This window comes from Blastococcus sp. TBT05-19 (genome assembly GCF_003319095.1).
Classification (GTDB): domain Bacteria; phylum Actinomycetota; class Actinomycetes; order Mycobacteriales; family Geodermatophilaceae; genus Blastococcus.
In genome coordinates this window covers 1-11,991 of record NZ_QOHI01000004.1, presented here as the reverse complement: position 1 = coordinate 11,991, position 11,991 = coordinate 1, and the positions used below count along the sequence as shown (strand labels likewise).

At 75.3% G+C, this 11,991-nt stretch carries 13 protein-coding genes and 1 rRNA gene; 4 read left to right on the top strand and 10 right to left on the bottom strand.

Features of this window, described 5'->3' with window-relative positions:
- The first annotated feature begins 87 nt into the window (after window positions 1-87).
- Window positions 88-996 (top strand): TetR/AcrR family transcriptional regulator, encoded by a 909-nt coding sequence (locus DQ244_RS11365; RefSeq protein ID WP_113811607.1) that lies wholly within the window; start codon window positions 88-90, stop codon window positions 994-996.
- Window positions 997-1,141: 145 nt separating this feature from the next.
- On the opposite strand, the gene DQ244_RS11360 is transcribed toward DQ244_RS11365, so the two are convergent.
- The 5 genes from DQ244_RS11360 to DQ244_RS11340 all read right to left on the bottom strand — a co-directional run bounded on the left by DQ244_RS11360 (window position 1,142) and on the right by DQ244_RS11340 (window position 5,731).
- The gene (locus DQ244_RS11360; RefSeq protein ID WP_113811606.1) at window positions 1,142-1,858 is read right to left on the bottom strand and encodes a methyltransferase; all 717 of its coding nucleotides are present in this window, start codon (window positions 1,856-1,858) and stop codon (window positions 1,142-1,144) included.
- Between the two features lie 61 nt (window positions 1,859-1,919).
- The gene (recN, locus tag DQ244_RS11355; protein ID WP_113811605.1) at window positions 1,920-3,707 is read right to left on the bottom strand and encodes a DNA repair protein RecN; all 1,788 of its coding nucleotides are present in this window, start codon (window positions 3,705-3,707) and stop codon (window positions 1,920-1,922) included.
- Window positions 3,682-4,719 carry an NAD kinase gene (locus DQ244_RS11350; protein WP_113811604.1) on the bottom strand — a complete coding sequence of 346 codons (1,038 nt, stop codon included), beginning with the start codon at window positions 4,717-4,719 and terminating at the stop codon, window positions 3,682-3,684. Before DQ244_RS11350 ends, recN begins: the two co-directional genes overlap by 26 nt.
- Window positions 4,716-5,513: a TlyA family RNA methyltransferase gene (locus DQ244_RS11345; RefSeq protein ID WP_113811603.1), complete on the bottom strand. Its 798-nt coding sequence runs from the start codon at window positions 5,511-5,513 to the stop codon at window positions 4,716-4,718. Before DQ244_RS11345 ends, DQ244_RS11350 begins: the two co-directional genes overlap by 4 nt.
- A complete protein-coding gene (locus DQ244_RS11340; RefSeq protein ID WP_113811602.1) occupies window positions 5,513-5,731 on the bottom strand; it encodes a hypothetical protein in 219 nt (72 codons plus the stop codon). The genes DQ244_RS11345 and DQ244_RS11340 overlap by 1 nt, the downstream gene beginning before the upstream one ends.
- A gap of 196 nt (window positions 5,732-5,927) precedes the next feature.
- Here DQ244_RS11340 and DQ244_RS11335 point away from each other — a divergent pair, with 196 nt between their 5' ends.
- Entirely contained in the window at window positions 5,928-6,245 is a 318-nt protein-coding gene (locus tag DQ244_RS11335; protein ID WP_233491336.1) for a sterol-binding protein, read from the top strand.
- A 14-nt stretch (window positions 6,246-6,259) separates the two neighbouring features.
- Here the strand turns inward: DQ244_RS11335 and DQ244_RS11330 are convergent, their stop codons facing one another.
- Window positions 6,260-7,351 carry an HAD-IIA family hydrolase gene (locus tag DQ244_RS11330; protein WP_199580364.1) on the bottom strand — a complete coding sequence of 364 codons (1,092 nt, stop codon included), beginning with the start codon at window positions 7,349-7,351 and terminating at the stop codon, window positions 6,260-6,262.
- Window positions 7,348-7,767, bottom strand: a complete 420-nt coding sequence (locus DQ244_RS11325; RefSeq protein ID WP_113811600.1) for a tetratricopeptide repeat protein — start codon at window positions 7,765-7,767, stop codon at window positions 7,348-7,350. Before DQ244_RS11325 ends, DQ244_RS11330 begins: the two co-directional genes overlap by 4 nt.
- Before the next feature lie 95 nt (window positions 7,768-7,862).
- On the opposite strand from DQ244_RS11325, the gene DQ244_RS11320 reads away from it, so the two are divergent.
- Window positions 7,863-9,176, top strand: coding sequence for a DUF1015 family protein (locus tag DQ244_RS11320; RefSeq protein WP_113811599.1), 1,314 nt, complete (start codon window positions 7,863-7,865; stop codon window positions 9,174-9,176).
- Window positions 9,177-9,184: 8 nt separating this feature from the next.
- Here DQ244_RS11320 and DQ244_RS11315 read toward each other — a convergent pair whose 3' ends face one another.
- Together DQ244_RS11315 and DQ244_RS19410 are read right to left on the bottom strand one after the other, a co-directional pair.
- Complete coding sequence (locus DQ244_RS11315) at window positions 9,185-9,544, bottom strand: single-stranded DNA-binding protein (RefSeq protein ID WP_113811598.1); 360 nt, start codon at window positions 9,542-9,544, stop codon at window positions 9,185-9,187.
- Between the two features lie 94 nt (window positions 9,545-9,638).
- Entirely contained in the window at window positions 9,639-10,550 is a 912-nt protein-coding gene (locus tag DQ244_RS19410; RefSeq protein WP_158544529.1) for a tetratricopeptide repeat protein, read from the bottom strand.
- 393 nt (window positions 10,551-10,943) lie between these two features.
- Between DQ244_RS19410 and DQ244_RS19405 the strand changes: the two genes are divergently transcribed.
- The gene (locus tag DQ244_RS19405; protein ID WP_158544527.1) at window positions 10,944-11,717 is read left to right on the top strand and encodes a hypothetical protein; all 774 of its coding nucleotides are present in this window, start codon (window positions 10,944-10,946) and stop codon (window positions 11,715-11,717) included.
- 150 nt (window positions 11,718-11,867) lie between these two features.
- On the opposite strand, the gene rrf is transcribed toward DQ244_RS19405, so the two are convergent.
- Window positions 11,868-11,984: ribosomal RNA gene (rrf, locus tag DQ244_RS11305) — 5S ribosomal RNA — on the bottom strand.
- Window positions 11,985-11,991: the final 7 nt, after the last annotated feature.

Here is an 11,991-nt window from a genome sequence, read left to right as displayed (position 1 = left end):
CCGACACCACGAAGGGCCGACACGCCCGTCGTGACCGTGTCGGCGGTCCAGCGGGACCGTTACCGAGTCGTGACTAGCGTTGCGCACGTGACTGGTGTGGCGGGTGCCCTGACGACGGCGATGGATCTCCAGCGGGACGAGGAGGACGTGGCCGAGCCGGTCGGGCCTGCCCGGATCAGGGCGGTTCCCGGTCCCGTCGAGCCGAACGCGGTCGGAGCCCCGTCGGTCGAGGCGCCGTCGGCCCCCGCTCCCGAGGTCCCGCAGGCACCGGCGGCGCAGCCGGCCGGCGAGGTCGTGGCGACCGCTCCCCCGGTACCGGTGACCGACGGCGAGCCGACCGGTCCTCCGCGGGCCCGGCGCACGCGGGGCGCCGGCATCCGGGAGCGCCGCCGCCAGCAGACCCGCGCGCGGATCGTGGACGCCGCCACCGACCTGTTCGCCGAGCGCGGGTTCGACTCGGTGAGCGTCGTGGAGATCGCCCAGCGCGCCGGCGTCGTCGAGAAGACGGTGTTCAACCACTTCCCGGTCAAGGAGGGGCTGGTCTTCGACGCCGACCCGCCGATGCGCGCGGCCCTGCTCGACGCGGTGCGCCGCCGGCCGGCCGGCGAGTCGGTGGCCGCGGCCGCGGGCAGCTTCGTGGTGGCCGCGGTGAGCCTGCTCGGCACACCGGAGGCCGCCGACGGCGTGGCGCAGATGGCCCGGGTGATCCGGGGCAGCCGCACGCTGCTGACCCGCGAGCGGGAGATCCTGGGCGAGCTCACCGACTCGCTGGCCGAGCTGATCGCCGAGGAGACCGGCGCCCGTCCGGGGCAGATCGAGCCGTGGCTGGCCGCGCACGCGGTGCTCGGGCTCTACGCGTCGCTGCTGGAGCTGGCCCGCGACCGGGTCCTCTCGGGCGTCAGCGGGCCGGAGCTCGCGGCGGAGCTGCGCCGTCAGGGACGTCGCGGCTTGGCCCTGTTGCAGTTCGGCCTCGCCGGGTACGCCAAGCGCCGGTGACTCGCCGAGCGGGGGCCGGAGGCTCCCCGAGGCGAGTCACGGAGCCGCCCCGCGAGGCGGCCCGCCGAGGCGGGCCCGGAGGGTCCCCGAGAAGGGTCGGGAACGGCTCAGCGCAGTCGGGGAACGGCTCCTGGCCGCGGTCAGCTCACGCAGTGATCTGGAGACAACGCAGCAGCTGCTCGCCGCGGTCGGCGGGGAGGTCGGCGTCCCGGGTGAAGAGGGCGACGGCGACCATGTACCCGTCCTCCCCCGCCCAGCCGTGACCCTCGGCGCACAGCCGGCGGATGTGCTCGCGCACCTTCGGCTCGCTGCTGTAGGGCCCGAAGTCCAGCGCCATGGCGAGGAAGTTGACCACCCGGTAGCCGAGGTCCTCGGCCGTGCGCACGGTGCCGGCCGGGTCGGAGTAGCTCGCCACCGCGGCGATGACGTTGTCGTAGCCGGCCTTGAGCAGCTGCAGCAGCAGGTCGTTGCCGCGCACCCCACCCCACAGCTCCGGCATGAGGATGTCGCGGTCGGGTGCCGGGATGTAGGGCGGGTTGGAGATGACGGTGCGGGCCTGGACGCCCCCGGCCGAGTCGGCCTGGTCGAAGAAGTCGCCCAGCTCGACGGTGTACCGGTCGGGCACACCGCGCTCGGCGATGTTCTCGCGCGCCTTCTCCACCGACGGGGCGCTGATGTCGTGGCCGTGCACGTGCAGCCCGGGCAGCGAGCGGACGACGTCGGCGATGACCGTGGCGTCCCCGGAGCCGAGCTCGTCGACCCCGCCGTCCTCCCACCGCAGCTGGTCGCGGTACTGGTCGAGGAGCATGCAGACCGAGAAGCCGTAGTGCGCGGACTCGTCGACCGAGGAGAAGCAACTCACCGCTCGGCCCTACCCCCGCCCTCCCCGGCGCAAGCCCCCGGTCACCCGACCGGGGTCCGGGTCACCGAGCGGACGCGGCGACGGCCAGCAGCTCCCGGGCGTGCGCCTGACCGGTGTCGCTGTCGGCCAGCCCGGAGAGCATCCGGGCCAGTTCCCGGACCCGGTCCTCCTCCTGGACCGACCGGATGTCGGTGGCCGTCACGCCCGCGCCGGTGTCCGGTGACTTGTCCACGACGAGGTGCGTGTCGGCGAAGGCGGCGACCTGCGCCAGGTGGGTGACCACGACGACCTGGTGGTCCCGGGCGAGGCGGGCCAGCCGGCGGCCGATCTCGCCGGCCGCCTGACCACCGACGCCGGCGTCGACCTCGTCGAAGACCATGACCGGCACGGGATCGGCACCGGCGAACACGACCTCGATGGCCAGCATGACGCGGGACAGCTCACCGCCGGACGCCCCCTTGTGCACGGGCCGGGCCGGAGCGCCCGGGTGTGCGGCCAGCAGCAGGGCGACGTCGTCGATCCCGTCGGGCCCCGGCTCCTCGGGGTGGCTGTCGATGGAGAAGGAGACGCGGGCGCTCTTCATCGCCAGGCCGGCCAGCTCCGCGCCCACCTCGGCCGCGAACCCTTCGGCGGCGGCGCGCCGCCCGGCCGACAGCTCGCCGCCGAGCCGGTCGACCTCGGCGCGCGCGGCGTCCCGGTCGGCGGCCAGCGCGTCGAGCGCCTCGTCGGAGACGTCGAGCTGTGCGAGCTTCTCCTGCGCCTCCTCGGCCCAGGCCAGCACGCCGGACGCGCCCTGGCCGGCCTCGGCGTACTTGCGCACGAGCGCGGTGATCGCCGCCCGGCGGTCCAGCACCTCGGCGAGCCGGGCCGGGTCGGCGTCCAGGTCGGAGACGTAGCCGGCCAGCTGGGCGGAGACGTCGGAGACGACGGCGACGGCGTCGGCCAGGTCCTGGGCCAGCATCACCAGCGTCGGGTCGTCGGAGGAGGCCAGCGCCCGCTCCGCGATGGCCAGCGCGGCGGTGGCGTCCTGGGGGGCCTCGGTGCCACCGAGGTCGCCGGTGACGTCGCCGACCAGGGCGAGGCGCGCCTCGTCGGCGGCGGCCCGCAGCGCGTCGGCGTCGGCCAGCCGCTTGGCCTGGGTGTCCAGCGCCTCGTCCTCACCGGGCTCGGGCGCGACGGCGGCGATCTCCTCCAGGCCGTGCCGCAGCACGTCGGCCGCCTGGGCGAGCTCGCGCGCCTGCCCGCGGCGCCGGTCGAGGTCCGCCGTGAGCGCGCGCCAGCGCTGGTGGGCCTCCCGGTAGCGCTCGAGCAGGTCGAGGTGCGCGGGGCCGGCGTAGCGGTCCAGCGCGCGGCGCTGCTCGGCGGGACGGGACAGCCGGAGCTGGTCGGTCTGCCCGTGCACGGCGAGCAGGCTCTCGGAGAGCTCGGCGACCACCCCGACCGGGACGCTGCGCCCGCCGAGGTAGGCGCGGGAGCGTCCCTCCGCGCTGACGGTGCGGGCCAGGATCAGGCTGCCGTCGTCATCGGGGTCGGCGCCGGCATCGGCCGCCCGCTCCCAGACCGGCGAGCCGGGCGGGAGCTCCAGCCGGCCCTCGACGCCGGCGCGCCCGCTGGCGCGCACGCGCCCCGGGTCGGCCCGGCCGCCGAAGAGCAGGGTCAGCCCGGTCACGACCATGGTCTTGCCGGCACCGGTCTCACCGGTGACGACGGTCAGCCCGGACCCGAGCTCGAGGGTGACGTCGTCGATCGCCCCGAGACCGCGGATGCGCAGCTCGGAGAGGCGTCCGGGCGCCGGTCGGCCCGCTGCGGGTGCCGGACGGGCGTCAGGAGTCGCCGTGCGGGTCGCCACCGCCCACCTCCCTCCCGCCCGCGCCGTCGACCGTGACGACGTCGCGGGCCAGCACGTTGCGGCTGGTGAACAGCTCGTGGCCCGGCCCTGCGTGCCGGGCGTCGCGGAAGCCGCGCACGGGGAGCCCGAACTTGGCGACGAGGCGGTCGCCGAAGGTCGCGGCGTGCACCCGGGCGATGCGCACCGGGCGGTTCGCGCGGCGGACGTCGACCCGCCCGCCGTCGGGCACCTCGACCGTGCGGCGGCCGTCGGCCGACACCCGTGCGGTGTTCCCGTCGGCGGGCACCGCGACGGTGAGGACCGAGTTCGGCGAGGTGACCAGGGGGCGCGCGAAGAGGGCGTGCGCGTTGGTGGGCACGAGCAGCAGCGCCTCGACGTCGGGCCAGACCACAGGGCCGCCGGCGGAGAAGGCGTAGGCGGTCGACCCGGTGGGTGTCGCGCAGAGCACGCCGTCGCAGCCGAAGCTGGTCAGCGGCCGGCCGTCGATCGCGATGACGACGTCGAGCACGCGGGAGCGCTCGGCCTTCTCCACCGAGACCTCGTTGAGCGCCCACGTGCCGCCGACGACGGTGCCGTCGCGGTCCAGGACGTCGACCCGGATGGCCAGCCGCTCCTCCACGGAGTACTCGCAGCGCTCGATGGCGATGAGGGTCTCCTCGACCGCCTCCGGCTCGGTCTCGGCGAGGAAGCCCACACGGCCCAGGTTCACGCCCATGAGCGCGGCGTCGGTGTAGCGGGCCAGCTCGGCCGCTCGCAGGAAGGTGCCGTCACCCCCGAAGACCATGACGATCTCGGCGCCCTTCGCCGCGGCCTCGTCGGGCGCCACCACCTCGGCGCCCGGGATGTCCAGCGCCTCGGCCTCGTCGTCCAGCAGGCGCACCCCGATGCCGCCCTCCATCAGGCGGGTGGCCGAGGTGCGGGCGAGGTCGACGATGTCGCTCCGGCCGGTGTGGACGGCCAGGAGGACGCGGCGCTCCTCGCCCTGCTGCCCTGCCGTGCTCGAGTCGCTCACTGAGGTCCCTCCTGGACTGCTCGTCGGACGGCGTCCTCCTGGATGGGCCCGGCGTCGGACCGCAGCCAGAGGAAGAACTCCACGTTCCCTGCCGGGCCCGGCAGCGGGCTGGCCACCACCCCGGCGGTCCCCCAGCCCAGCTCCTGGGCGGCGCGGCCCACCTCGAGCACGGCCTGCACCCGCAGCTCGGGATCGCGCACCACGCCTCCGGCGGGCAGCCGCGCCTTCCCGACCTCGAACTGCGGCTTCACCATCGGCAGCAGGTCGGCGCCCGGCCGGGCGCAGGCGGTGAGCGCGGGCAGCACCTTGGGCAGCGAGATGAACGACAGATCGGCGACGACGAGGTCCACCGGCCCGTCGATCTCCTCCGGGGTCAGCGTGCGGACGTTGGTGCGCTCGTACAGCCGCACCCGCTCGTCGGTGCGCAGCGACCAGGCCAGCTCCCCGTAGCCGACGTCGACGGCGACCACCTCGGCCGCACCCCGGCGGAGCAGCACGTCGGTGAAGCCCCCGGTGGACGCGCCGGCGTCCAGCGCGCGGCGGCCCTCCACGGGCACCGGGAGTGCCTCCAGCGCGCCGAGCAGCTTGTGCGCCCCGCGCGAGACGAAGGTGGGCTGGTCGGGGTCGGTGCGCACGACGACCGGTGTGCCGGCCTCGACGCCGGTGGCCGGCTTGGTCGCGGCCTGGCCGCCGACGGTCACCCGGCCTTCGGAGATCAGCGCGACCGCGTGCTCGCGGGAGCGGGCGAGACCGCGGCGGACGAGTTCGGCGTCGAGCCGGGAGCGACGGGCCATCAGAGGGGGTCGATCGTGCCGAGCTCGCGCTGGAGCCGCTCGTGCTCCGCCTCGAAGACGGCGACGTGCTCGGCGACGGGGAGCTCCTCCAGCCCGGCGAGCCGGTCCTGCTGAGCACCGCCCGGAGCGGGGTCGGGGCGCGCGTCCGGGGCGGGCGTCGACGGCGGCGCGGGCCGCGGTGGGCCCGGCACCGGTCGCTGCGCGCTCGGCTCGGTCATGGTGCGCCTCTCGGGTGGTCGGTGCGGTCGTCCGGACGCGTTCGGCAGGGCAGGTCGCGCACCCGTCGTCCCCTGCGGAGGCTACCGGCCCGGCACGACGGGACGAGGTCGGCGGCAGGGCGCGATAGCGTCCAGTGGACCGAAACAGCCGCCCACTCCCGGGAGACCCGCCTCCGTGGCCACCATGGACCAGTGCATGACCGCCCTCACCGGGATCCTCGGTGATCTCGCCGCGCACCCGGCGGCGGCGGGCCTGGACCGCAACGTCTCCTGCCGGCTCCCCGACCTGGAGCAGGTGGTCCTCGGACGGCTCAGCTCCGGCTCGGTGCGGGATCTGCGCCCGGTCCCCGACGGGGCCGACGTCCCGAGGGCCGACATCCGGCTGACGATGAGCAGCGACGACCTGGTCGCTCTCACCGACGGGCGGCTGGCGTTCGGGGACGCCTGGAAGGACGGTCGGGTGAAGCTCGAAGCCGGCCTGCGGGACCTGCTGAGGCTGCGCAAGCTGCTCTGACCGGGCGCCGCGGGTCAGCTGTGGTCGCCGGTGAGGCCCCAGTCGTCCAGCACCCCCGCCGCCCGGCCGTCGGCCCCCACGACGCGTGCGGGTGCGCCGTCGTCCGGGTGAGCGCTCCAGTGGGCCACGCACAGCGCCCGGAGACCGTCGAGCCCGTCGCCGTCCGTCGGCTGCTCCTCGCCGGCGGAGAGCTCGAGCACCGCAGCTTCGCCGACGCGGACCGTCCACGCGCCGCAGCGCCAGGACCGACCGTCGACGTCGACGGGCGGGTGCGGCACGAGGAGACCGGCGGCGTCCGGGGCGAGCAGGTCGGGGCGCCGATCGGGCCGTGCGGCCAGGAGCTGCGCCGGACCGGTGACCCCGGTGAGCACCAGGAGGCTGGCCGCGTCCGCGCGCCGGGCCCCCTCGATGTCGGTGTCCAGGCGGTCGCCGACCACCAGCGGCCGTCGCGCGCCGGTACGCCGGACGCACTCGGCGTGCATCGCCGGGTCCGGCTTCCCGGTGACCAGGGGCGGCACTCCGGTGACCCCCTCGACCACCGCCACCAGCGCCCCGTTGCCCGGCAGCGGACCTCGCGGGGAGGGGACGGTCGGGTCGGCGTTGGTGGCCACGTGCCGGGCGCCGTTGCGGACGGCGACGACCGCTTCGGCGATCTGGGCCCACCCGACCTCCCTGCCGTAGCCCTGGACCACGGCGTCCGGACCGTCGTCGGCCGAGGTCACGAGCGTCAGGCCGGCTGCGGTGAGGGCAGCGGGCACGCCGGGCCCCCCGACCGGGAGCACCCGGCCGCCGGGACCGAGCAGTTGCGCCACGACGGTCGCCGCCGCCTGCGAGCTGGTGATGACGTCCTCCGCCGCGGCCTGCACGCCGAGTTCCGAGAGGTGGGCGGCCACCTCCTCGGGGGTCCGAGACGCGTTGTTCGTGACGTAGCCGAGCCGCATGCCGTCGCGACGGGCCGACGCCAGGGCGGCCGGGACCCCCGGAACGGCGTCCGGGCCGATGTAGACCACCCCGTCGAGGTCGAGCAGCGCGACGTCGTAGCGGGTGCACGGCGGGTGCTCGCAGCCGGCCGCGAGGGGCACGGGCGTCGCCGCGGGGTCGCTCACGCCGTCTCCCGCAGGAGGCGGGCCCGGATACCGCGGAGCGCCCGCGCGTAGTGCGGCAGGTCGGGCCGCATGGCCGCAGCCAGGGCGAGGTGCTCGGCCGCGAGCGCGAGCTCCCCCGCCCGACCGGCGGCGAGGCCGAGCCCGAACTGCGCGTAGTCGTCGGTCGGGTTGAGCGCGATGAGGGTCGTGAAGCTGTCGATCGCGTCCCGGTAGCGGCCGGCGTCGTACTGCGCCCGCGCCAGCGCCTCGCGGATGCTCCGCGACCCGGGCTCGGCGGCCGAGGCGCGCGCCAGGATCGTCGCGGCGGCGTCGGGGTTGCGGTCGGTGAGGAGCTGGAGCCCGCGCTGGTACCACTCGTAGACGCCGCCGTCCGGAGTCGGTTCCGCCGCGTCCCGCGAGTGATCCGCGTCCGGCATCGCAGTCCCCCTCCGTCGGCCTCCGGCACCCGGTCCCGCCGCTCCGGCGGGATCGCCCGTCCGCGACCGGACGTGCCGCTCCTACGATTCTGGTCGTGCACCCGTCGTCGGCAGGATCCCCGTCGCACCGGCCGGGACCGGGACTGCAGATCCGGCCCTTCCGGGCCTTGACCTACCGGCACCGGGACCCGGCCTACCTGGCCCGCGTCAGCTCGCCAGCCTACGACCTCGTGACGCCTGCGGGCCGGGATCGGCTGGCCGACGCCGACCCGCACAACGTCGTCCGGCTCATCCTGCCGCGCGTGGACGTCCCGACCGGCCGGAACGGCTCCTCCACCCAGCTGGCCGCCGCCACGCTCCACCAGTGGCAGGCCGACGGGGTGCTGGAGCGCGACGACGTCCCGGCACTGTGGCTCTACGACCTGGCTCCGGCCGACGGCGGTGCGGTGACCAGCGGCTGGCTGGGCGCCGTCACGCTGCCTCCCCCGGAATCCACCGCGGTGCTCCCGCACGAGGACACGTTCCCCGACGCGGTCGAGGGGCGGCGCGCTCTGCTCGCGGCCACCGGCACCGATCTGGAGCCGATCGTCCTGGCGCACGACCCGGAGCCGGCCCTCACCGAGATCGGCGCCGCCGTCCGGAGCGCTCCGCCCACGCTGGAGCTCACGGACGCCGACGGCGTCCGGCACCGTCTCTGGCGCGTGACCGACCTGGAGGTCGTGACGACGGTGCGCGAGGCGCTGGAGCGCACCGATGCGGTCATCGCCGACGGACACCACCGGTTCGCGGCCGCGCGGGCCCACGCCCGGACCGAGCGGGGCGCCGGCGGCAGCGACGCGGTGCTGGCGCTGGTGACCCCGATGGGCGCCGGCGGCCTGCGCGTGGACCCGATCCACCGCGTGGTTCCGGAGCTGACGCTGGAGAGCGCCGTGGCTTCCGCCGCCGCGGGTTTCGTCACCGCCGAGGTTCCCGTGGAGGACGGCTCGACGCCCGATGCGGTCGCCGTGGCCGCGCGGAGGTGGCTCGCCGATCCGGCCGAGCGCGGCTTCCTGCTCACCGACGGCCGGCGGCTCGTCAGGCTGACCGCGCCCTCGCAGGAGGTGCGCGACGCGGTTCCGGCGGAGGCACCGCCGGCCTGGCGGGACCTGGACGTGGTCCTCGCTCACCACGGATTGATCGGCCGCCTGTGGCAGCGGCCCGACACCGTGGACTCGATCGTGATCGCCCACGGGCTCGAGGACGCCCTGCGCGGGGCTGTCCGCAGCAACGGTGTCGCGCTGCTGCTGCGGGCTCCCTCGCCCACCGACGTGGCCGCCGTGGCGCGCGCGGGGGCGCGGATGCCGCGCAAGTCCACGCTCTTCGTGCCGAAGCCCCGGACCGGGCTGGTGTTCCGGCCGCTGGCGGACTGAGCCCACGGTCAGGCCGTCTCTTCGGCGTTCCGGATGGCGGAGCGCGGGACCTTCCGACCGCGGCGGCAGTTCACCTCGCACACCGAGGCGGTGCCCGAGCCGGTGCGCCAGAAGCGGCGCTGCAGCGCGCCCTCCACCTCGACGACGTCCCCGGGCTGCCAGGCGGCCATGCGGCGCTGCAGACCCCGGTCGTAGGTGATGCAGGTGAGCACGTCGACGGACTGCCCCCGCACTCGTGGAGCCGGCCGGCGCACGATCAGCCGGAAGGTCAGGAGGGTGTCACCACTGGGCAGCGTGCGCAGCTCTGCAGGAGCGGACACCCGCCCGCGCAGCACCACGTCGTTGCGATCGATCACGGCCATGGTCATGACCGGAGCCTGACCGTTCCCCCGCCGTTCCGGGGTCGGTCCCGGCGGACTGTGGACGCCGCGCCCGCATGTGGACGGACCCGGCGTCCCGCGCTCAGTTCTCGGTGTCGCCGGTGTCCGGGGTGGTCTCGCCGAGGAGCTCGGCGACCTCGGCCTCGACCTCCTCGTCGAAGGACATCGAGCTGCGCGCCGGGGCCTCGCCGGCGACCTCCGAGTTCTCCGCCTCGTCGGAGGCGACCGTCTCGAGGGCGTCGGCATCCTCTGCCACGTCCTCGGGGCCGTCCTCGAGGGCGTCGCCCCCCTCGTCGTCGAACTCGGAGAACTCGACCTCGGTGAACTCGACGCGCAGGTCCTCACCGGCGAGCTCCGGATCGATGGCGGCGACCGCGGCCAGCCACTGGTCGGCCCGCTCCTCGTCACCCTGGTCGCGCAGCAGGTCGGCGTAGGCGGCGGCGATGCGCAGCTGCCCCTCGTCGGTCGCGTCCAGGGCTGCCGGGTCGGGTCGGCCCCCGAGAGCGGTCTCGAGGACGATGCGGGCGGCCGCGTGCTCACCGAGATCGCGTCGCGCTCCGGCCTCCACGAGCCGGAGCTCGACGGTCTCCTCGGCGTCGGGGTTCTCCGCCAGAGCCTCGGCGACGAGCCGCAGCGCCACCTCGGGCCGGCCCATGGCTCGCTCGCAGTCGGCGAGCACGGCCCGGTATCCCGGGTCACCACTCATCCGCCGGTACGCACGGAGCTCGCGGGCGGCCTCGGCGTAGTCCTCAGCGTGGTACGCGGCGACACCGACGGCCTCGCGGACGACGGCCAGCCGGGACGCCCTGTCCCGTGCCGCGCGGGCGTGGGCCAGCGCCGTGACGGGGTCCTCGTCGACGAGGGTGCCGGCGACGACGAGGTGGCCCGCCACCTGCGTGGCGTTCCGCGCGTCCAGGCCGCGCAGCGCGGCACGGATGCTGGGGTCGAGCTCACGGGGGTCCGCCCACTCGGGGATCTCCGGCCCAGCCGGCACGGGCGGGCGACGGTCGGACGTCGCGGCCCCACCGCGACGGTCGTCGGACGGCCGGCGGTCCCGCCAATCGCCACGGGGACGGTCCCCCTGCGGACGACGGTCCTGCCAGTCACCACGGGGACGATCACCCTGCGGACGCTGAGGACGGTCCCCCTGCGGACGACGGTCCTGCCAATCGCCACGGGGACGGTCCCCCTGCGGACGCTGCGGTCGGTCACCGGCGGGACGGCGGTCCTGCCAATCGCCACGGGGACGGTCCCCCTGCGGACGGCGGTCCTGCCAGTCACCACGGGGACGATCACCCTGCGGACGCTGCGGTCGGTCACCGACGGGACGGCGGTCCTGCCAATTGCCACGGGGCCGGTCGCCCTGCGGACGCTGAGGACGGTCACCTTGCGGACGACGGTCCTGCCAATCGCCACGGGGACGGTCACCCTGCGGACGATGGGGACGGTCACCTTGCGGACGACGGTCCTGCCAATCGCCACGGGGACGATCGCCTTGCGGACGCTGCGGGCGGTCCCCCTGCGGACGACGGTCCTGCCAATCGCCACGGGGACGATCGCCTTGCGGACGCTGCGGGCGGTCCCCCTGCGGACGACGGTCCTGCCAGTCATCACGGGGACGATCACCCTGCGGACGCTGAGGACGGTCCCCCTGCGGACGACGGTCCTGCCAATCGCCGCGCTGGGGACGTTCACCCTGCGGACGACGGTCCTGCCAATCGCCACGGGGACGATCACCCTGCGGACGCTGAGGACGGTCCCCTTGCGGACGACGGTCCTGCCAGTCGCCACGGGGACGATCACCCTGCGGACGCTGAGGACGGTCCCCTTGCGGACGACGGTCCTGCCAGTCACCACGGGGACGATCACCCTGCGGACGCTGAGGACGGTCCCCCTGCGGACGACGGTCCTGCCAATCGCCACGGGGACGATCACCCTGCGGACGCTGAGGACGGTCCCCCTGCGGACGACGGTCCAGCCAGTCACCACGGGGACGATCACCCTGCGGACGCTGAGGACGGTCGCCATGGGGGCGCCGGTCCTGCGAGTCGCCACGCTGAGGGCGGTCACCGCGGGCATTGCCACCGAGAGCGCCACGGGAGCCGTCTTGAGGCCGGTCGCCTCGGTACGGCTGACGACCATCGCGGGGACCGCGCCCTGACCCGGAGCTACTGGAACCGCGTCGCGGAGCAGTCATGATTTGGCGTTACCTCTTCGCTCGACGCCGCGCACAGCCTCCTGCTGGCGGCAGACGTAAGAAAACGAATGGGGGTCAGAGCACGTGGCTCTGACCCCCATCCGTTGAAGTGTTGTCCGGCGGCGTCCTACTCTCCCACCCCGTCTCCAGGGCAGTACCATCGGCGCTGAGAGGCTTAGCTTCCGGGTTCGGAATGTTGCCGGGCGTTTCCCTCTCGCCATGACCGCCGTAACTCTGT

Excerpts from the sequence above, each read along its gene's own strand:
- DQ244_RS11345 (WP_113811603.1), bottom strand. The coding sequence starts at position 5,513 with ATGGCCCGTCGCTCCCGGCTCGACGCCGAACTCGTCCGCCGCGGTCTC.
- DQ244_RS11340 (WP_113811602.1), bottom strand. The coding sequence starts at position 5,731 with ATGACCGAGCCGAGCGCGCAGCGACCGGTGCCGGGCCCACCGCGGCCC.
- DQ244_RS11335 (WP_233491336.1), top strand. The coding sequence starts at position 5,928 with ATGACCGCCCTCACCGGGATCCTCGGTGATCTCGCCGCGCACCCGGCG.
- DQ244_RS11325 (WP_113811600.1), bottom strand. The coding sequence starts at position 7,767 with ATGCCGGACGCGGATCACTCGCGGGACGCGGCGGAACCGACTCCGGAC.
- DQ244_RS11315 (WP_113811598.1), bottom strand. The coding sequence starts at position 9,544 with ATGACCATGGCCGTGATCGATCGCAACGACGTGGTGCTGCGCGGGCGG.